Source organism: Bacillus sp. DU-106, assembly GCF_004799705.1.
GTDB lineage: Bacteria > Bacillota > Bacilli > Bacillales > Bacillaceae_G > Bacillus_A > Bacillus_A cereus.
This window is the reverse complement of sequence record NZ_CP026607.1, coordinates 2249380-2269039: the sequence shown is the minus strand read 5'-3', so window position 1 is coordinate 2269039 and position 19660 is coordinate 2249380. Positions and strand designations below refer to the sequence as shown.

The window sequence follows — 19660 nt, the reverse complement described above, 5'->3', positions numbered from 1 at the left end:
TTTACTAAAAAACAATCATGTAAGTAACGAACGTACAACAAATCGAAAACAATATAAATCTAAAAAACAACTGAGCTTTCGATGCAAACGATCCATCAATGAAAGAAACAACTACCGTAAGCAAAATGCTTGCCGCAATACTTGTAACAAGCCAGATACTATGCATTTGTGATAGATTTAGCATGCCTAATAAAGGGACAAAAAGTAAATTTGCACAAATCACTCCAAATAATAATAAAAATACGCCTTTATAACTAAATTTTATATTCATTCTATTTCCCCCTTTCTAGTTTTAATGTGAAAGAAGTGATAGACAAAAAGTCTATCACTCAAAATAACAGCGTGCAGATTAAGGATTAACAGATTCCCCGTCACCATTTTTTTCAATTTCAAGCATATTTTTGTCGTACATTTTAAAGAATGGTAAATAAATAAGGAACGATATTGCTATATTTATAAAAACTAATACAATCGCACGCCAATCTCCTCCTGTTGCTAAATATGCACCAATTGGAGCAGGTAGTGTCCATGGCGGCATAATATGCGTTGGTGTTACAAATCCCATCGCAGTTGCTGAATATGCAACAGTTGCTGTTACAAGTGGTGTAATGATAAATGGGATAATTAAAATTGGATTTAGTACAATCGGTAATCCGAATATGACTGGTTCATTAATATTAAAAATACCCGGAACAATACAAGTTCTTGACAATGCTTTCGAATATTTCGATCGACCAAATACAATCATAGCTAATACAAGCCCTAACGTCGCACCAGAACCGCCAATCCATATAAACCATTGATATAACGGCTCTGGTGAAATAAATGGCAACTGATCTGCTCCACTAGCAACTGCTTCACCATTTTTCCCTAAGTATACTTCCCATAATGGCCGAGCAACAGTTCCAACAACCGACACACCATGGATTCCGAATGACCAAAAAAACGTAATTAAAAACACTGGAATCATTACACCGAAGTAACTGTCCCCAGCTTTTACTAATGGTGCTGCTAATTTATCAACAACATGGTGTAAATCAATGCTAAAAACGACAGTTACTAGACTCATTATAATAATAACGAATGCTGCAGGTATAAGTGCTTCAAATGAACGCGATACAGATGGCGGTACTTGTTCTGGCATTTTAATCATTACATTTTTCTTCTTACAAAATCTTAAAATCTCTACGGATAAAATAGAAACAATCATCGTCACAAATAATCCATGACCTCCGAGATTTGTCATCGGAAGCATGAATCCTTTTTTATCAATTAACTCAGGCGTTAATGTTAAAAGTAGTGAACATACCGCGAGCTGTGCTCCTGATAAAGCATCTAACTTATAACTTTTCGCTAAATTATATCCTATTCCAAATGCGATATATAAAGACATAATAAACATGGTTAAACGATATGGTATCAATATACTTGTTTGATTCTTTAATGCCCAAACTGATATGAAACTATCTTTCGGCAGTGGTGGAAATGCTACTATTAAAAAGAAGCTTCCTACTATAATAAATGGTAACGCCGAAATAACTCCATCACGGATTGCTTGTAAATGTCTCTGCTCAGAAAGCCTTGCCATCGGTCCAGATAAGTTTTTATCAAGAAACGTGACAAACTTATTCATAACGTTTCCCCCTAACTGATTAATTCATTTACAGTTTTTAATAAAGTCGGGCCGCCAAGCGGTGTGTATGCTTGCGGCGGTATGATGCCACACGGAATAGATTCCTCCTCTGCAAATTTTTTTACAGAGTCAAATCGGTGTCTTATTTGAGGTGCCACCATTACGACATCCCAGCCATTCTTTACTTCTTCCTCTACCTCATTCGTTCCAATTGCATGCACTTCCATGTTCACACCATTTTTCTCCGCTTCTTTTTTTAAAGCGTTTACAACAATTGCACTGGACATTCCTCCAGAACAGACGAACAAAACTTTCATTTATTAATCCTCCTATACTTATAATTTATTACCCTTCAAATGAAAGGAAGTTTCACTTTACTAACAAGCATATGAAGTAGTAAATGAATTTAGTTATAATGAAAGTAAATTTCATTAAAAATATTTTTCTTATTAAATTAATGTTTCAATATGCAATTTTCTCTATTGCAAGGTCAACCTCGCCTCAGATATTATTTTAAATAATCATATGATAGGGAGGCGTATAAATGATCGTTAAACGTTTATTAATGATATGTTGTATCGTTATCTTGTTCATCCCTTTCTCTTTCATTCCCCCTCACTCTACTTATGCTGAAGTAAATACTACGTACAAAAAACATGAATTACGTGCTGTATGGATCGCATCAGTTCTGAATATTGATTGGCCCTCAAAAACTGGCTTACCTATTGAAAAACAGAAGCAAGAATTTATAAGATTATTAGACGATGTAAAAAGCACTGGTATGAATGCAGTTGTTGTACAAATTAAACCAACCGCTGATGCTTTCTATCCTTCAAATTACGGTCCTTGGTCTGAATACATTACAGGAACACAAGGAAAAGATCCTGGTTATGACCCGCTCGCATTTATGATTGAAGAAACTCATAAAAGAAATATAGAATTCCACGCTTGGATTAACCCATACCGAATAACGATGAATCACACCGATATAAATCGATTATCAAATAATCACCCTGCAAGGCAACATCCCGATTGGGTTGTCCCTTATGGCGGAAAGTTATATTACAATCCCGGTATTCCGGAAGTGAAAAAATTTATAACAGAAGGTGCTTTAGAAATCGTACAAAATTACGATATTGATGCGCTGCATATGGATGATTATTTTTACCCATATAAAGTAGCCGGTGAAGAATTTCCAGATCAGAAAACATACGAAACATATAATAATGGTAGATTTACAAATATAGAAGATTGGCGACGTAATAATGTAAATGAACTTGTAAAAGATTTAAATACTGCTATAAAACAAGAAAAATCATATGTAAAGTTTGGCATTAGTCCGTTCGGCGTATGGCGAAATATAGCTGACGATCCCACTGGCTCTAACACAACCGCAGGCCAAAGAAACTATGATGACCTTTATGCTGACACACGTGAGTGGATACAAAAAGGATATATTGACTACATTACACCGCAAATATATTGGAATATAGGTTTCACCCCAGCTGCATATGACATATTAGTAGATTGGTGGGTTAAAGAAACAAATAACAAACCGCTTCACCTATACATCGGTCAAGCGGCCTATAAAATTAATAATAACTCCGTCCCTGCTTGGTCTGATCCAGAAGAATATCCAAAACAAATTGCATTAAACCGGCTATATCCTGATATAAAAGGTAGTATGCATTTTAGCTTAAAAGATATTAATAACAATCCACTCGGAGTTAAAGATAGCCTTTCAAAAAACATATATAAACATCCTGCATTAATCCCGCCTATGCCTTGGCTTGATCATGATCCACCAAAACAACCGACTTTAAAAGGCGCCATTCCAAGAGATGAAGGTATTGCAATCGGTATCATTGACAATAGAGATAATGATTCTGCTTATTACGCTATTTACCGCGTGAATGGGAAAAATGAAGTGGATATACAAAATCCCAAAAATTTACTTACTACTGTAAGAAAAACAAAACTTGGAGAAATTTATGTAGATAAAACCGCTATTTCCGGAGAAACGTATACCTATGTCGTAACTGCAGTTGATCGATTGCATAATGAAAGTGTGGCTTCTAGTCATACTACCGTTAGAGCAAAATAAAACCTCATAAAAAAAGCGCCTTAAAGCCGTGATACTTAGCTTTTAAGGCGCTTTTTGTTATTTATTCTTAAACTTCTCAGTCGCTGCTCTCATCTTCACATTTAAATCGTGATCAATTGAGTCGCGAATATCTCGCTCTACTACTTCCATTTCTTTTTGGAAATTTTCCAAGTAGATTTTCAGTTCTTCTTCCTTCTCTGGTCTTTGTGAAGGTGGTAATTGTACTACCAACGATAACATGGCCGTTAAATCTTTCATTAAGAATGTTTCAAGTTTATGTTGTTGTTCAAACATGCGTTGCTCTTGATAGTACGGAAGTGCATTTAATACTGAAATTGTAATATCATCAACCGTTCTTTGTAATGAAGGATTTATTGAGCGTTTATACGCTTGAATTGTATTTAATGCGTCTGGATAACGGTCATAAAAATACAATTTGTAAAATGATAAGTCTGTCGGTTTTACAGTTTGCTGCGCTTCTTGTCTTAAGAAATCTTTCACTTTCATCGCAGCCACATCAATATCTTCATTTGTAAGCTTTTTCGTAGTTTTTGCCATTACATGCACTTTTTTCTGCTTTTCTTTCGGTAACATCGAGAAGACTTGCTCTCTCGTACGTTGACCTGATGCACAAAATAGAGTATTTAATGTATTTTGTTCTTTCTTTCCTTCGGTGCGAATCCAGCGATAAAACAGTGGATGTTGTGTAAATTCTTGTAGAAACGGTATTGATTTGTTTGATATCTTATCTAAAGAATCTTGCGCTCTTTTATATGGCTTCGTCCATGAAAAATACAGTTTCCGCCCGAAGTATACGACTAAAACAACGACAGTAAATGCTATTAAAAGCAATGTACCGAGTAGTAATAGTACTGTTTGAATGAAACTCATTTGTTCACCTCCTCTAATAATCCGTTATTTCCTTGGACGCTGAATGAGTTTCTGCTTCATCTCATCATTAAATGTGTCTAGTTCAATAACGAACTTCTTGCTTGACTCAATAATACGTTCTGACGATTTTTCAGATGCTTCAATTGCAGCGAACACATTTTGGAATGATTCACGTAATTTATCCATGCTAATAGCAGGGTTTTCAAGCAATTTCGTCGTTTCTTCTGTATTTTGTTTTAACGCTTGAGAATTACTTAATACCATCGATTCAATTGCTTCATTCGTCGCATTTACGGCATCAATTGTTTTCCGTTGATTCGTTAATGCAAGCTGAATAGCAGCTGAAACTGTTACAACGTTTTGTGTCATCGTAATCGCATTACGTATCGCCTCTGTTAATTTTTCATTATTTTTCTTAATGATGTCTACAGAAGCTATAGATTGTAATAATACACTTTTCGCTTGCTGCATATTACGTGTACGTACAAGTATCTTTTCTAATGCATCGTTAATTAACGGAATATCCCTTTGACGCTCTGGGTTTTGTTTCTCAGCTTCAAGCATGCCAGCAAGCTTTTTCCCTAAGTATACTTGTTTATCAAGAGCATGAATTTTATCGTGCGATTGTTCTTTTAACATTTCAAGACCAACTGTATCCTCTTGTAAGTTATCACGACCAATTAGAAGGGATCTAATAATTTCCTCAATTTGCTTATCTATAGATTGATATTTATGCACGTATGTTTCAAGTGGATTTTTCTTAAATACTTTAAACATAATTTTCTTCATACCACTTGCTTTAAGTGAATTGGGATCAAGCTCTGATACTACTTTGCGTAATTCTAACAATGTATTTGGAATTTCTTCATTCTTTCCATTCATCATCGCTGTGACAGGACGTTTTAATGCTGATAACGTTTGTCCTGCTGCTTGTTGTTCTTTATCCCCCAAATCTCCTAGCTGCGACAATACTTTTGATAAATCTGTATTTTGCTCGCTATTTAACTTTTGTACATAAAGATCGGCTTCTTTATTTAATTCATCAAGTTCTTCATCTTTTATAACTGTATCAACCACTACTTCTACATTATTATCTTTCACAATGGATACAGGTTCTTTTTTCTCGAGTTCAGTCAACAAAATCGCTCCTTTATTTATATGTGCGAATTTATATGCACTATATTTCATCAATTATATCGTATTTCATACACATTCTGATTGCTTGAAATCGATTTTTTTAGAAATGTCTGTTTATGCAGTCATTCCCTGTTTCTTACTATAAGTATACCTGTAATCAACATAATTTTCCTCAGACTTAAGACCTAGAGAACTACATGCTGAAGGCGGATTCTTCATATATTTCCTAAATAATTTACGTTCTTTTAATCGTGCTACACTCAATCTTTTGACATTCACCCGTTTTCAATGTGATAATTCTATTACACTCACTTCTATTTATTTTTGCGAGCTACAAATGCTCCCTTTTGAAACGCTAATAACACTGTTTCAAACGTATCATCTTCTTCAATCATTTTTATAAACTCATCTAATTCACTTGCATGAGAAGTTGCATTATCAACAACAAGAAAACCTTTTGGCTGTAACATACGTTTTATATGCTCAAACCACCACATGTATTGCGTGCGCTCTGAATCTAGGAAAATAAAATCAAATGAATGATCTAATTGGGAATCTAAAAATGCCCCTGCTTCTTGATTGTGAACATCAATCCTTTGTAAAAGGTTTGCCTTTTCAAAATTGACAAGTGCCTCTCCAACTCGTTCTGAAGAAAGCTCTACAGTTGTTACATTTCCATTTGTTTCTTCTACCGCATTAGCTAACCACAATGTAGAATAACCATTAGAAGTTCCGATTTCTAAAATGTTTTTTGCATTACACCCTTTTACTAAAATTGATAAAAATTGCCCCATCTCACGAGAAATATTCCGTAATTTTTCTTCCCGTATTTTTTTATTCCGATCATGCTCTTCTCCATATTGTTCAAGTTGAAGTAATAATGAATCTAACGTATCCATTCTTTTCATCGCCTTTCCAAGCAATATGATGAAAAAGCTCTTGCTGCCCGTCTACTTTTATTATATGCGAAACGAAATCCTTTTTCCCGTTATATGACAAAGATTTATAATTTTTTATAGCATATTGTTTCGTTTTTTGGTAAAGTTAATTTCTACGTGCAATTATTCCATTCATATTATTTCATATTAAAATTGCAGTTATTAAATTATATAAACCCCATTTAAATGAATCGGTATTTCAAATTCAATTAAGCGCCCTTTTCGGACGCATTTTCTTTGTTTATATATTTCCAGAAGAAAGGATGCTTACAAATGAACGTGATTAGCTTAGATGCTGCTCGAAAACGAAAGCAGCATAAAAAATTAATGATTACTATACCGATTATTACACGTATTTATGAAGAAGACGGGGAAATTAAATTTGAGGTAGCTGGCGAAAAAGATGTACCTCTTGAAATGTTAGAAAAATAATAAAAAAGCGCATTTCTAAAGAAATGCGCTTTTTTATATTTTTACATTTAAATGCATAAGTTTTTCAGGATTAACCATCATATAAATATTTGAAATCTTCTCATCCTCAAATGCAAACGAAAGAACATACGTTACTTTATTATTTATTGTAACTATAACTCCTGGTATACCATTTACCATTTTAAAATCAACAGTGTACTCTTCTGTCAATCGTTGTGCAATCCCAAAGAACAAGCGAATAATTCGATCTGCAGAATAAATCGGATTGATCGCAGTTGTAACTTTACCTCCACCATCAGCTTTGAGTATAGCATCTGTTTTTAATACTTCCAACATACCTTCCGTATCCCCACACTGTAATGATGCTACAAACTTTTCAACATAAGAAGCCATTTTCTCCGTGCTTAATTTTGATTGCTTCGGTTTCTCCAACATGCTTTTTCGTGCACGTTGAAAGATCTTCCTGCAGTTCACACTACTCTTATCAACAATTGAAGCTATTTCTTCGTATTCATAACTGAAAACCTCTCTTAATATGAAAACAATCCTTTCTACCTCAGATAGTTGTTGTAAAAGTAATAAATATGCGGTGGAAAGGGATTCTTTCATTATAAATGACTTTGATGGCTCATCACTCTCGTCTACAAGTGGCTCTGGTAACCACATCCCTACATACACGTTACGTTTATGCGCTGCCGATCGTAATTTATCAATTGAACGATTTGTCGCCATCTTACATAAATATGCTTTCATATTTTCTATAGATTGAGGATCTTCTATATTATTTAGCGAGATAAATACATCCTGAACGATATCCTCAGCATCCATAACACTCCCAAGGATTCTGTATGATAACGAAAATAATAATGGTTGATACGCTTCATATAACTGCTCCGTTTCCATGATGAACTGCCTCACTTTCATATTGCTTTAAAATGTGTAACGCTGCTCGTTTCCCACTTGCTACCGCAGCATCAGCTAATATTTCATCATGCCCTGCCCAATCTCCTGCAACATAAACACCTGGCATTTCAGGTATATTAGGACCCGGCTTTTCAACACGGTCAATATGAGGAAAATCATGTACTACTGTTATTTTCGGTAAATATTGCTGTGCAACAACTTCTCTTTTCCAATTTGGATGTAACAACTCCATCGTACTTTCCAACTGTTCTTTATCTTCATGAATATGATTCATCTCTAGCACAGGATTATGGTACTTAATTAGACTCACTGCAATTGATCCATCTTCACTTAATTTAGCTGCTCTCGATTGATTTGTGAAAAATATAGGTTGATCTAATCCTAATACAAATTGATGTGTAGGATTGGGTAATTGTCTCAAGCCAATATCTAATGCAGCAACAGTAACCGGTACCGATTGTTCATTCCATCTATGCAAACTTGTTCCTTCTGCACCTTTTATTATTTTACAAGCCTCTTTTGGCGGAGTCGTCACGATGACTGTATCTACTGCAAAAACCTCATCATCAACACAATGTATTCTTTGTTTATCTTCATAATGCTCTATTTCCAAAACATGCTTTTTAGCCAAAAATTTTACCCCGACATCATTCGCTAAATCTCTTAATTTTGTTATTATCGTCTCCCAACCACCATCTACATAAAGTACTCCTTCTTTTATAGAAAGCTGTATTTGCTTTAGTACAGATGATGCTAATTGTATTGTAGGAGCAAACGTATATGTTGTTGTCCGGCATAGCGCATAAAATATATTACGAACCATTGGATCTTTTATTTCATTTTCTGCCCATGTAGTTAGACTCATTTTCGGAACTTCTCCTACATCTAAATTTCCTAAACGAATCATAAGACGTGAGAATTGTACTTTTGCAGACCACGAAAGTAGTGGTGTTGATAAAATTGAGCGAAAATCTGTTGGGATGGTGAATATATCCCCTTTCCATATTCCATGTGCTTTTGTAGATGGTATTCCACCTGGAAGATTCAAACCGAGCTCATTAAAAGTTATAAACGCTGCCCCGCCTCTATATAAAGCATGTGCACCAAGATTCATGCAGATTCCATTTTTATTTATAGTCATCCCTCGGCCACCAAATTGACTGGATTTTTCTAATACAATCACTTTCTTTCCAGCTTTCGCTAAATATATAGATGCTGTTAATCCAGCAAGCCCACCGCCAACAATTGCTACATCAAATGTATTCATAATAAAATCCCTCCTTATCGTTCTACATACAAGACGAACGATTAAGGAGGGATGTGACATGAAAATAAATTTTTATTACCCTACTTTATTTCATTACTTTTTAATTCGGTCATATTGCATACGAAATAACTCAATTGCAAATGGAATATCCTCTTCACTCTTTATATAATAACTGATCCATCCTGATTCGGGTAATATGTGATGTGGTTTTACCAATCCTCGGTTCACTAATTCATCTCGCTTTAACTTCGGAAATGGTAAATCAGCTAATTTATCACCATGAAGATGGCCAAGTTCTTTCTTACCATAATTTATTTCAATACCACCAAATCGATGCGGTTTTTCAGAAACACCCGCCCAGCTGAGCACTTCATTTCTAATCATTTCACTAAATGACATGAACATTCACTCCTTATAAATGATTGATGTACTTTTAAATTAACATTTTCATTACTTTTTTCCATCAATCCAAAGTATGAATGGGAATACGAATATAGTTTAATCTTAATACTTTATTCTTTATGGAATAAGTGAATTTATTAAGCTACCTACAACAGCACAAAACAAAGACTAGACACATATCCTAATTTTGTAACCTAACTTACCTATAGAAAGGTGGGTAATACAATTGACTGCCAACATCGACTATACCTCCCCCTCAACCAATTTTACTTTTGATGTAAATAAAAGTAATTTTTTTCGAAAAGATGCCCAAAATTATATAAATGTACTTGGCATTAAACAATTAAATACTTTAGAAAATACTTCTTTATTAGATATTTATTTAAGTACAGGAAATGTTGTAGAACCACATATTCATCAAAATGCAGCTGAACTTGTTTATTGTATTTCAGGGTCTGCTGTTGTTTCTTTACTTAATCCATTTACGAATCAAATATTAAACTTACCGATAAAACCGGGGCAAGTTGCCAACATTCCACAAGCGTGGTGGCATTATGAAATTGCTACAGCAGATAATACTCATTTATTAGCTATTTTCAACGCTCCAACTCCAGAAGTTATTTTCGGTTCTGACATTTTAAGATTAACTCCAGCTCATATGATGGCCCATACTTACTGCCTCAATGAACAACAATGGAAACAAGCGGTTTCCCCTATTCAATCAACTACTGTAATTGGTCCTCCGGCAAACTGCAATCAAAACCGTGGAATGAAAAATTACCCAACCCAGCCCCTCCCTCAACAACATAATCCGTATCACCAAGATTCTTATTACTTTCCTCTTTACTGGGGCTATTAATTTGTAAATTTTTAAAAGAATCATCATTTATCTCCTAGGAAAATACCGAGGAGATTTTTTTATTGTATGTTCTCTTCCTATTAATAATAGTAACAATTGATAGTGTACATACATATAATATTTATATATTAAATTGGAGGTGATAGTACTATGAGTAATTATAACTATCGAAAAAACTACTCTTATAATAAAAATAGTAGCTCTTCAGCATCCTCTCAATCTTCCAATTCTCAATCTTCCAATTCCCAATCGCAAAGAGACTTAGCCGAGCAAGGCTATGTAAAGAAAAAAGGATGTAACTGCAATAAAAATAAATAGTTTATTTTATGGATGAATTCTTTTTTAAAAGAATTCATCTTTTTTTGCTGATCGGAAATTTTTAAAGTTACATAACTTATGCCTTAAATGAGAAAGGGTAAATTATACTTTTTTATACGAACTTAACAAAGAGTAATTGTTCAATGGATTTATTACTTATTTCTCAAAAAAATATAGTCCTTCCTAAATTTATTAGGAAGGACTATATACAAACCCCTGTTTAATTTCCTACTAAATGTAACAAATTAAACGATATTAATACCTGCACTTACAAATCCAGCAACTGCAGCTATTGGACTTGCTGCTGTTAATGAAACATATAACAGTATTTTGTCCCCAGCTGCTACTGGAATAGCTTCAGGTATGATTCCTGATGCTGTAGAACCAATCGCTATTGCGGCAAATGCTGGTGTTAATAAAAGAGGTGCGCCTTGTACTGTAAACGTATTGCTTGCTGCAGGTGCAGTTAATATTTGTATTTGCACTTGAACAGGTGATAATGGAGCTAATGCAGCTGTTGCACTAAAGAAACCTGCTAATGACGTAATAACCCCTGCTCGTGGTGCTACAAATGCATAATCACCTACACCTAATGCTAATGTGATACTTGTTCCACCCGTTAATGCTATACCAGGCTGACTAAATCCAAATCCAAGAAGAGTTCCTGTATTAGCTACTAACGCATTAACTAACGCTGCTGGTGTTGTACCTGAAGCAAACGGAATAATAGCTCCGCCACCAGTTGCACCCGTTGCTCCTGTTAAGCCTGTTGCTCCTGTTAAACCTGTTGCTCCCGTTGGGCCTGTTGCTCCTGTTGGACCTGTCGCTCCTGTTAAGCCTGTTGCTCCTGTTAAACCTGTTGGACCTGTTGGACCTGTCGCTCCCGTTGGGCCTGTTGCTCCTGTTAAACCTGTTGCTCCACCAGTACCTGCTGGACCTGTCGCTCCTGTTGGGCCTGTTGCTCCTGTTGCTCCTGTTAAACCTGTTGGACCTGTTGGACCTGTCGCTCCGCCTCCTGGACCTGTTGGACCTGTTGGACCTGTCGCTCCACCTCCTGGACCTGTTGGACCTGTTGGACCTGTTGCTCCGCCTCCTGGAGTAGCACCAATTAATTGAGTTAATAAGTTTAATAAAAGTTGTAAACTTGCAGGGTCAATAATTAAAGAGAAGAAGAATGGTGCAAGAGCACTGTAGAATTGTTGTAATAAAGAAAGTAATTGACTTAGATTTGGGTTAGGAGATTGTAGTAAATTAATAATACTTTGAATTAATTGTTTTAAGAAATTCCCTTCTGGAGAAGGTGCTAATTCATTTAGTAAGTTCAATAGTTGAGTAAACAAATTGAGTAAAGCTAATCTGTTTGCATCACTTGGATTTGCAAAAAACGCTGCAATAGCCGCTATTAAAGAGTTTAGTAAAGTAATTAATCTACCTAATTGCTCACTGGTAATTGGAACTGTTTGTGGATTGTTACAGCAATCTGGAGTGAAAACAATCGGATTATTGCAGTGGTTATGACCAAAACAATTATTGTTTGTCATTTATGTCCTCCTTACTTGTTTTATATTTGAGTTTTTCCTATTATAAGGATCATAAAGTTGTAAAAAATTATGTTATATATTGACTTAAAATAGGAAACATGAAATATAATTAAACTTACAAACGCTATTTAATTATGTTCATGACTCACATATTAATTATATGTTTTTAATAATTGACTGCTTAGATTAAACACCTAAACTTACGGGTTTATTTTATTTTTCCACGTTTATCTCTTAGGTTTAAATACACATATTAATTTGAATATACTCAACAATTAACAGTACCATTTTTTATATAAATATACATTATTTCTTTACTAAGATTGTGTTCTCTTTTTAAACATGAAGCCCTTTGTATTATAGAGAACTCTCATATAATATATTGAAAAATTCATTTTATATTTTATTCCAATACACTGTGAAAAGGATTGAAGTTAAAATCCCTATCATTCAACCATTTATGACAGCTAGAAATTGAATGTACCTTCACTTAATTTTAACTATTTAAATATAAAACAAAAAAAGACAGATTCCTTTTCATTAAGGATCTGTCCTTTTAATTAATAATGATAAATTGTAATATAATTGAAGATCCTTGCGATGGAGGTTGAGTATCCAATAAAGTTAATTTACCAGTACTCACCTCATATAATGGCTGTGGTTGCATTATTCCATTAATAAATAAATTAATATATGAAACTTCACTAGGCGATAATATATTCGTTGTACCATATTGAGGTATCCCATCGGCATCTGTATATATAAGTTTCTCTCCATCTGCAAAAGTATAATATAACAAATTGGTTGTTGTTATAGGGCCAATCCCCCCGGTAGGACCTGTTGCTCCGGTTGGGCCCGTTTCTCCGGTTAGCCCGGTTACTCCAGTTGGGCCCGTTATTCCAGTCGGGCCCGTTTCTCCAGTTGGACCTGTTTCTCCGGTCGGGCCCGTTATTCCGGTTGGGCCTGTTATTCCGGTCGGCCCCGTTTCTCCGGTCGGCCCCGTTATTCCAGTCGGGCCCGTTATTCCTATTGCTCCGGTTACTCCGGTTGCTCCGGTTATTCCGGTCGGGCCCGTTATTCCGGTTGCTCCTGTTATCCCTGTTGCTCCCGTCGGGCCCGTTATTCCTATTGCTCCGGTTACTCCGGTTGCTCCTGTTATTCCAGTCGGGCCTGTTGCTCCGGTTGGGCCCGTTATTCCAGTCGGGCCCGTTTCTCCAGTTGGACCTGTTGCTCCGGTCGGGCCCGTTATTCCGGTTGGGCCTGTTGCTCCGGTTGGGCCCGTTTCTCCAGTTGGACCTGTTGCTCCGGTTGGGCCCGTTATTCCGGTTGGGCCTGTTGCTCCGGTTGGAATATAAATTGGTGGAAGAATCGGAAATGTAGGTCCAATATTTTCTGGGCCTATCATCCCCTTATTCAATGGTAAATTGTCATTGCGTTTCAATTTAATACCTCATTCCACATGTTTTTTAATTCATACACATCATTATGACCCTATTATTAAAGAATAACTTTATAACTATTCTCTTTTTTCTTCCCAAAGAATTATTACATATATTAAACATTTTACCGTTGCTATAACCGCTTTAATTAATATAATAAATTAATCATTCTATTTAAAAAGTACTAAATCTATTACATTCTTATTTAAAAAGATGAGGTGATTTATATTCAAGATAATAATGAAATTAGAAAAAAAGAAATAATGTCAATGGCCCTTGACATTATTTTCCCTTACAGGCTTACTGGACCTACTGGAAGTACTGGGCCTACCGGAAGTACTGGGCCTACCGGGAGTACTGGGCCTACCGGGAGTACTGGTTCAATCGTTACAACAAACTCTATGTTCGCTAATAATACATCAGGTGGCCCTGTTTCAGTCGTATTAGGAGGAACAAACATTCCACTTTCAAATAACCAAAGTCTTGGTAATTTTACAGTTAACGCTTCAAATGACGTATTTACAATTCCTGTAACTGGAAGATATCATTTAACCTATCAAGTTAATACGACAACCGCTCTACTTGCTGGAACTAGACTACTATTAAACGTTTCTACGCCAATTCCTGGCTCTATTTTTTCTCCCGCTTTATCAACTTCAAATTATAGTAATAATTTAATTACTAATTTAAATGCTGGTAATACAATTTCACTACAATTATTTGGTATATTATCTGTCGTGAATTTAGTTGGAGGTGGATCAACAGGTGCCTCTCTTACAATTATACGAATTGATTAAAAAATGATTCATTCTTTTTATAATAAACAATCTAAATACTCAATTGGTAAATATTACGAGAGTGATGACGTAATAAAAATAAATTGTACTATATCCATAGTAGAAAACATCTATACTAAATTTTCCGTATATATATTATCAATTTACACTTCCCCCATGTCGGTGTTACATTAAAGATGAAGATCGTTTCTTCTTTACAGACCATCTCAATATGTATTTGAGGAACATCTCCAATCCTATACGCGAGAGCAATACTATATTGACACTCAATTGAGTGTCTTTTTTTATATTCAAAAAATAAAACCATCTCTTATAGATGGTTTTAACAATACACATTTACTCTTTATATTATTGCCAGCTTATAAAGCTGGATAATAAATAGTCATACTTAACCGCGTTAATGTTCTTCCTGAATTAGTATAAGTATGCGGTCTATCCGCCTTAAAGCGAATTGAGTCTCCATTATTTAACGTATATTGACAATCGTTTATGTCAATTGTCAATTTCCCTTCAAATACCGTTATAAACTCTTCTGTTCCTTCTTTATGCGCTTCTGAACTTAATTTCCCTTCTGTATCAATTTCAACCATATAGATTTCAAAATTCCTATTATCTTGGAAAGGAAATGAGGGATACACCTTATATCTCCCATTGTCTTCAGACAATACTTGAACATCATTTCGTAAAACTACTTTCGTATCAGGCTGTGGATTATTAATTAAAGAGGTAAATGATACTTTCAAACCATTAGCAATTTTCCATATTGTTGTTATTGTCGGGCTTGAATCTCCTCTTTCTATCTGTCCAATCATTGTTTTACTTACACCTGTTAATTGAGAGACCTTTTCTAAACTTAATTTTTCTTTTTCACGTATTGATTTTAAATTTTTTGCCAGAATAAGTTGAATTTCTTCCATAAAAAACACTCCTACACTGTATACAATATAACGACCGTTATGTATAATAAAAAGCACACGTTATATTGTTCTTTTCGGTCATTATAACACACAAAAAATAGGGGGTTTTGAAATGCCTATATTTTCTTTTTTGTTATTTGTATTTATAAGTAGCTTCACACCTGGTCCCAACAATTTCTTAGCTATGACATACGCAAATCAACATGGATTAAAGAGAAGCATAAACTTTTGCTTTGGAGTAGCATTCGGTTTTTTCATCCTCACTTCTTTATGCAGTTTCTTTAATATTGTATTAATTAATATTATCCCTATAATTGAATTTCCTTTAAAAATTTTAGGTGTCGCGTATATGCTATATTTAGCCTTTAAAATAATTACTAGTAAAGGCGGTGCCGGTCACAATGAAAAAAATAATAAAAACTTATTTACAGTGGGTATTTTCCTTCAATTTATTAACCCTAAAGGAATATTATTCGGACTCACAGTAGTCTCTACTTTTATACTCCCTTACTACAATTCATATTCAAGTTTTCTACTTTTCTCATTATTTCTAGGTATAGTCGGTTTACTGAGTACATTTAGTTGGAGCCTTTTTGGTTCCATGTTCCAAAAACTTTTATTAAAACATAATCAATTATTTAACATCATTATGGCTGTTTTATTAGTTTTCAGTGCCGTTTCAATCGTTATACACTAATTCGATGCTCATTTTAGATTTTGTACTTTTTAATACCACTCTTTATCATTCAGACTACTTTACATACTAATCCATCCACATACCCTATGTGGTTTAAAACTTTTAAGAGGAAACCTTCTAACAATAGGTTTCCTTCCATATTATATTAAATAAGAAGCAGGTTAAATACGGAGGTGATTTTGATTAAGACTACTTTAATTTCTCATTTTTACAATGAAGAATATTTACTTCCGTGGTGGTTAATGCACCATACAAAGCTATTTGATCATGGCATTCTTATTAACCGTGGATCCACTGATCGTTCAGTTGAAATCTGTAAAACATTCGCTCCTAATTGGGAAATACGAAACTCAAAATCATTCGAATTTGATGCTTATTTAGTTGATCAAGAAGTTATGGAAATTGAAAGAGAAATTACAGGATGGAAAATGGTATTGAATACGACAGAATTCCTGTGCTGTTATAATAAAGAACAATTTTTCAAATCACTTAACACTATGGGCGGCAATATGTTTTCAATAAGAATGATTATGATGATTGATGAACCGACTCATGGCTACACTAATCCAAGATATAGCTCTCCGCTTGTTAAACAACGTTATCACGGCATAATAATTCAACCTAATCCAAACCAACTATATCTTAACGGTAGATTAATTCACAATAATTCGCACGGGAACTATAGAGTCGGGAGACATGGTTCGCATTATCCTTATAGCATTTACATGGAACCTGCTTTTATTTTTAAATTTTTTTATAGTCCATGGAACGATGCAATGAAAAAACGAAAATTACAAATCGGGCCTACTCTTTCTCAACATAGTGTACGACGCGGATTAGGTTCTCATCACTTAACAACAATTGAAAAATTAGAAAAAAAATACAAATACTATGCAACCTTAACTACGGATCTCCGGTTATTCCCAGAATACCAAATTATATTTCCTGATCTTTGTCCTTAATGTCATGAATATTTAGTTTCGACATCCATCCGTTTTTTATTAACATACCAACTCCAACTAAATACTTTTCTCTAGTAGAAATCTGAGCTAGAACTCTTGCTGCACGGAAATTCCTCTTATTTAATCTCGTATCACTAGCCTATAATCTTTCATACCATTTCATTAAGCACTTGATGTTGGATCAGAAATAAAAAATGGTAGTTCATTTGGAAAATTTTCAATTTCAGATTTTATACCTTCTAAAACAAAGAATTCAAACAATAGAACCTAAACTAAGATTTTAAGTTATGGCTTTATTTTTTTCTTATTATTCACTTTAAAATCTTTTTATAATAATATTGAAAAATACGATATAATATAAATTACTGTTCTTTAGGAGGATCACAATGGCTGATAAGTATAAATTTTTTATTCTCATTGTTACCGCATTTTTTTCATTCTTTTCTTTAATAAAAGATTTCCGCAACACTTCAAAAAGTTTCTTTTGGGGTAGTTTTATCATTCTTACAAGCTTCATGATACTATTAATACATGCTCTAGATTTAACTCAAATACTTTTTTATCCAAAGCAAATTGCGCTTGAATTTATTACAATACCACGTAAATTATTTCTACCATCTGTCACTGAGGCCGCCAGTTTCCCTCCAACACTAAGATAATAATTTGATTAAGAGCTCTTTCTAAAAGAGCTCTCTTTTTTAACATAAACATACCATATACAAAATCCAACCTTAACCACTTAATTACTTATAAGAACCTAACTTATAAAACGCATAATAATTATATTTATTTACTAGTATACAAGCCGTATCTCTTAGTAGAAGCACAGCATAATATACGATACAGGACAAAACTTTCAAAAAACTTGTCTAAGTTAATTCTCAAAAAGGGGTGAATATAAATGCCTATCGTTAAACCTTTTATAGCAGGAAGACGATTTGTAAGTACAGCAGCAACAGGAACTGCTGCTGGAGCAGATTTAACTTTTGCTAACACAGACTTCACTGATGACACTGGTGCTGTAACAACATTCCCTGCTTCTTATGCCTTTTTAACACTTTATATTAATGGTGTTATTCAAACAGGTGATACTATTACTGGTGTGACTACTACAGCTGCTACTATTGTAGGAGGAGCAGTCCTAGATGGAGGCACTCCTATCGCAATTGAATTTACTATAACGTAAATTTAGTTGTCTTTTTAGAGGTTTCATTAAAAGAAACCTCTAATTTTAAAAATTCACATCAATTTTAGTAGCAACTACATAATACAGTGCAAATACTAGATAGAATGATAGAAATTTATACTCACTCTCAAAAAGAGCACTTATCTGTATTGATCTTTTTGAGAGTGCAATAATTTTGCGCCTATTTGCTCTTGGAGAACCTACTAAGCAGTTAGCTAACTGCTTTTCCATATAGTATTTATTATTATTCATTGCTTTATTCGTAATAGTGAAGCTTGTGCACTATCTACTATAAATTTTCATATATTGTATTATGCTTGTCCAAAATGTGAAGTTAATACTCACGAAATCTAAATACAAGAAAGGAGTGAAAATATGCGCTCATCCATTCGTAAATTCGCTAATTTTAATTGTGAAGCACACGCACCTAGTACACTACCTGCCCTAGGTTTTGCATTCAATGCTACTTCACCTCAATTCGCAACATTATTTACACCACTACTATTACCTAGTACAGGCCCAAATCCTAATATTACTGTCCCTGTAATCAATGATACAATTAGTACTGGAACTGGTATTAAAATTCAGGTAGCTGGTATTTATCAAATTAGCTATACATTAACGATTAGCCTTGATAACGTTCCATTAGCCCCGGAAGCAGCACGCTTTTTCTTGACATTAAATTCATCGACTAATGTTATTGCAGGATCCGGAACCGCAGTCCGTTCTAATATTATAGGAACTGGTGAAGTCGATGTATCAAGTGGTGTCATTCTAATTAACTTAAACCCTGGTGATTTAATTCAAATTGTCCCCGTTGAAGTAATAGGTACAGTAGATATTCGTTCTGCAGCGTTAACAGTTGCACAAATTCGTTAATAAAGTGAAACTTTAATCAGCCCTCACCAATCGGACTTTACGGGCAGTCCAGCCCCCACCTAACTTCTTTGCTTCTGCTGAATTTTGAGGTGGGGGTCTTACTACCCGGCAAATAGCAGGATAAAAACAAAAGACTTGGCTAATTAACATTTATTGTTCCTTATACACAATATCTTTTTATAGATTTGACACACATTTATATTAAACAAGCATATTTTATTGTATGACTATATAGTCATACAAATCTAAAGCGTTCATAAAAGCACACTTATATGTGTGCTTTATTTTTCATTAAAACCTACAACATTCTCACACAATATCCATATATTATCTTGAC

General features: G+C 34.4%; 21 protein-coding genes. 9 read left to right on the top strand and 12 right to left on the bottom strand.

The features are described 5' to 3' along the window. Nucleotides 1-4 precede the first annotated feature (4 nt). The 3 genes from C3Y97_RS11695 to C3Y97_RS11685 all read right to left on the bottom strand — a co-directional run bounded on the left by C3Y97_RS11695 (nt 5) and on the right by C3Y97_RS11685 (nt 1950). A complete protein-coding gene (locus C3Y97_RS11695; protein ID WP_001021960.1) occupies nt 5-271 on the bottom strand; it encodes a hypothetical protein in 267 nt (88 codons plus the stop codon). 78 nt (nt 272-349) lie between these two features. Then, complete coding sequence (locus C3Y97_RS11690) at nt 350-1633, bottom strand: PTS sugar transporter subunit IIC (RefSeq protein ID WP_001032280.1); 1284 nt, start codon at nt 1631-1633, stop codon at nt 350-352. A gap of 11 nt (nt 1634-1644) precedes the next feature. Further along, nucleotides 1645-1950 (bottom strand): PTS sugar transporter subunit IIB, encoded by a 306-nt coding sequence (locus C3Y97_RS11685; RefSeq protein WP_000865907.1) that lies wholly within the window; start codon nt 1948-1950, stop codon nt 1645-1647. Between the two features lie 227 nt (nt 1951-2177). Between C3Y97_RS11685 and C3Y97_RS11680 the strand changes: the two genes are divergently transcribed. Beyond that, entirely contained in the window at nt 2178-3737 is a 1560-nt protein-coding gene (locus tag C3Y97_RS11680) for a glycoside hydrolase family 10-like protein (protein ID WP_000636017.1), read from the top strand. Nucleotides 3738-3794: 57 nt separating this feature from the next. On the opposite strand, the gene C3Y97_RS11675 is transcribed toward C3Y97_RS11680, so the two are convergent. The 3 genes from C3Y97_RS11675 to C3Y97_RS11665 form a co-directional block, all read right to left on the bottom strand. Then, nucleotides 3795-4628 carry a DUF3974 domain-containing protein gene (locus C3Y97_RS11675; protein ID WP_000008371.1) on the bottom strand — a complete coding sequence of 278 codons (834 nt, stop codon included), beginning with the start codon at nt 4626-4628 and terminating at the stop codon, nt 3795-3797. A 24-nt stretch (nt 4629-4652) separates the two neighbouring features. Then, a complete protein-coding gene (locus tag C3Y97_RS11670; RefSeq protein ID WP_000137402.1) occupies nt 4653-5765 on the bottom strand; it encodes a toxic anion resistance protein in 1113 nt (370 codons plus the stop codon). A gap of 314 nt (nt 5766-6079) precedes the next feature. Continuing rightward, complete coding sequence (locus C3Y97_RS11665) at nt 6080-6673, bottom strand: O-methyltransferase (protein WP_016124554.1); 594 nt, start codon at nt 6671-6673, stop codon at nt 6080-6082. 303 nt (nt 6674-6976) lie between these two features. On the opposite strand from C3Y97_RS11665, the gene C3Y97_RS27825 reads away from it, so the two are divergent. Continuing rightward, a complete protein-coding gene (locus C3Y97_RS27825) occupies nt 6977-7135 on the top strand; it encodes a hypothetical protein (RefSeq protein WP_001100984.1) in 159 nt (52 codons plus the stop codon). Nucleotides 7136-7168: 33 nt separating this feature from the next. Here C3Y97_RS27825 and C3Y97_RS11660 read toward each other — a convergent pair whose 3' ends face one another. The 3 genes from C3Y97_RS11660 to C3Y97_RS11650 all read right to left on the bottom strand — a co-directional run bounded on the left by C3Y97_RS11660 (nt 7169) and on the right by C3Y97_RS11650 (nt 9725). Further along, entirely contained in the window at nt 7169-8038 is an 870-nt protein-coding gene (locus C3Y97_RS11660; RefSeq protein ID WP_000447158.1) for a sigma-70 family RNA polymerase sigma factor, read from the bottom strand. After that, nucleotides 8016-9326, bottom strand: coding sequence for a phytoene desaturase family protein (locus C3Y97_RS11655; RefSeq protein WP_001091208.1), 1311 nt, complete (start codon nt 9324-9326; stop codon nt 8016-8018). The genes C3Y97_RS11660 and C3Y97_RS11655 overlap by 23 nt, the downstream gene beginning before the upstream one ends. A 93-nt stretch (nt 9327-9419) precedes the next feature. Then, nucleotides 9420-9725, bottom strand: coding sequence for a luciferase domain-containing protein (locus C3Y97_RS11650; RefSeq protein ID WP_048656582.1), 306 nt, complete (start codon nt 9723-9725; stop codon nt 9420-9422). 229 nt (nt 9726-9954) lie between these two features. On the opposite strand from C3Y97_RS11650, the gene C3Y97_RS11645 reads away from it, so the two are divergent. Beyond that, complete coding sequence (locus C3Y97_RS11645) at nt 9955-10587, top strand: cupin domain-containing protein (RefSeq protein WP_000126309.1); 633 nt, start codon at nt 9955-9957, stop codon at nt 10585-10587. Nucleotides 10588-11150: 563 nt separating this feature from the next. Here C3Y97_RS11645 and C3Y97_RS11640 read toward each other — a convergent pair. Continuing rightward, nucleotides 11151-12446 (bottom strand): exosporium glycoprotein BclB-related protein, encoded by a 1296-nt coding sequence (locus tag C3Y97_RS11640; RefSeq protein WP_136363386.1) that lies wholly within the window; start codon nt 12444-12446, stop codon nt 11151-11153. Between the two features lie 556 nt (nt 12447-13002). Next, nucleotides 13003-13887: a DUF4183 domain-containing protein gene (locus C3Y97_RS11635; RefSeq protein ID WP_000827723.1), complete on the bottom strand. Its 885-nt coding sequence runs from the start codon at nt 13885-13887 to the stop codon at nt 13003-13005. 216 nt (nt 13888-14103) lie between these two features. On the opposite strand from C3Y97_RS11635, the gene C3Y97_RS11630 reads away from it, so the two are divergent. Then, nucleotides 14104-14682: a BclA C-terminal domain-containing protein gene (locus C3Y97_RS11630; RefSeq protein ID WP_136363384.1), complete on the top strand. Its 579-nt coding sequence runs from the start codon at nt 14104-14106 to the stop codon at nt 14680-14682. Nucleotides 14683-15041: 359 nt separating this feature from the next. Here the strand turns inward: C3Y97_RS11630 and C3Y97_RS11625 are convergent, their stop codons facing one another. Continuing rightward, a complete protein-coding gene (locus tag C3Y97_RS11625) occupies nt 15042-15656 on the bottom strand; it encodes a helix-turn-helix domain-containing protein (RefSeq protein ID WP_136363382.1) in 615 nt (204 codons plus the stop codon). A gap of 55 nt (nt 15657-15711) precedes the next feature. On the opposite strand from C3Y97_RS11625, the gene C3Y97_RS11620 reads away from it, so the two are divergent. From C3Y97_RS11620 to exsF, 5 genes are all read left to right on the top strand, one after another. Continuing rightward, nucleotides 15712-16296, top strand: coding sequence for a LysE family transporter (locus C3Y97_RS11620; RefSeq protein WP_001121273.1), 585 nt, complete (start codon nt 15712-15714; stop codon nt 16294-16296). Between the two features lie 179 nt (nt 16297-16475). Beyond that, on the top strand, nt 16476-17258 hold the full coding sequence (locus C3Y97_RS11615) for a glycosyltransferase family 2 protein (RefSeq protein ID WP_000598280.1): 783 nt from the start codon (nt 16476-16478) through the stop codon (nt 17256-17258). Nucleotides 17259-17644: 386 nt separating this feature from the next. Continuing rightward, complete coding sequence (locus tag C3Y97_RS11610) at nt 17645-17917, top strand: hypothetical protein (RefSeq protein WP_000774115.1); 273 nt, start codon at nt 17645-17647, stop codon at nt 17915-17917. Between the two features lie 242 nt (nt 17918-18159). Then, complete coding sequence (locus tag C3Y97_RS11605) at nt 18160-18444, top strand: DUF4183 domain-containing protein (protein ID WP_001123247.1); 285 nt, start codon at nt 18160-18162, stop codon at nt 18442-18444. 375 nt (nt 18445-18819) lie between these two features. After that, complete coding sequence (exsF, locus tag C3Y97_RS11600; protein WP_001257869.1) at nt 18820-19323, top strand: exosporium protein ExsF; 504 nt, start codon at nt 18820-18822, stop codon at nt 19321-19323. The last annotated feature ends 337 nt before the right edge of the window (nt 19324-19660 follow it).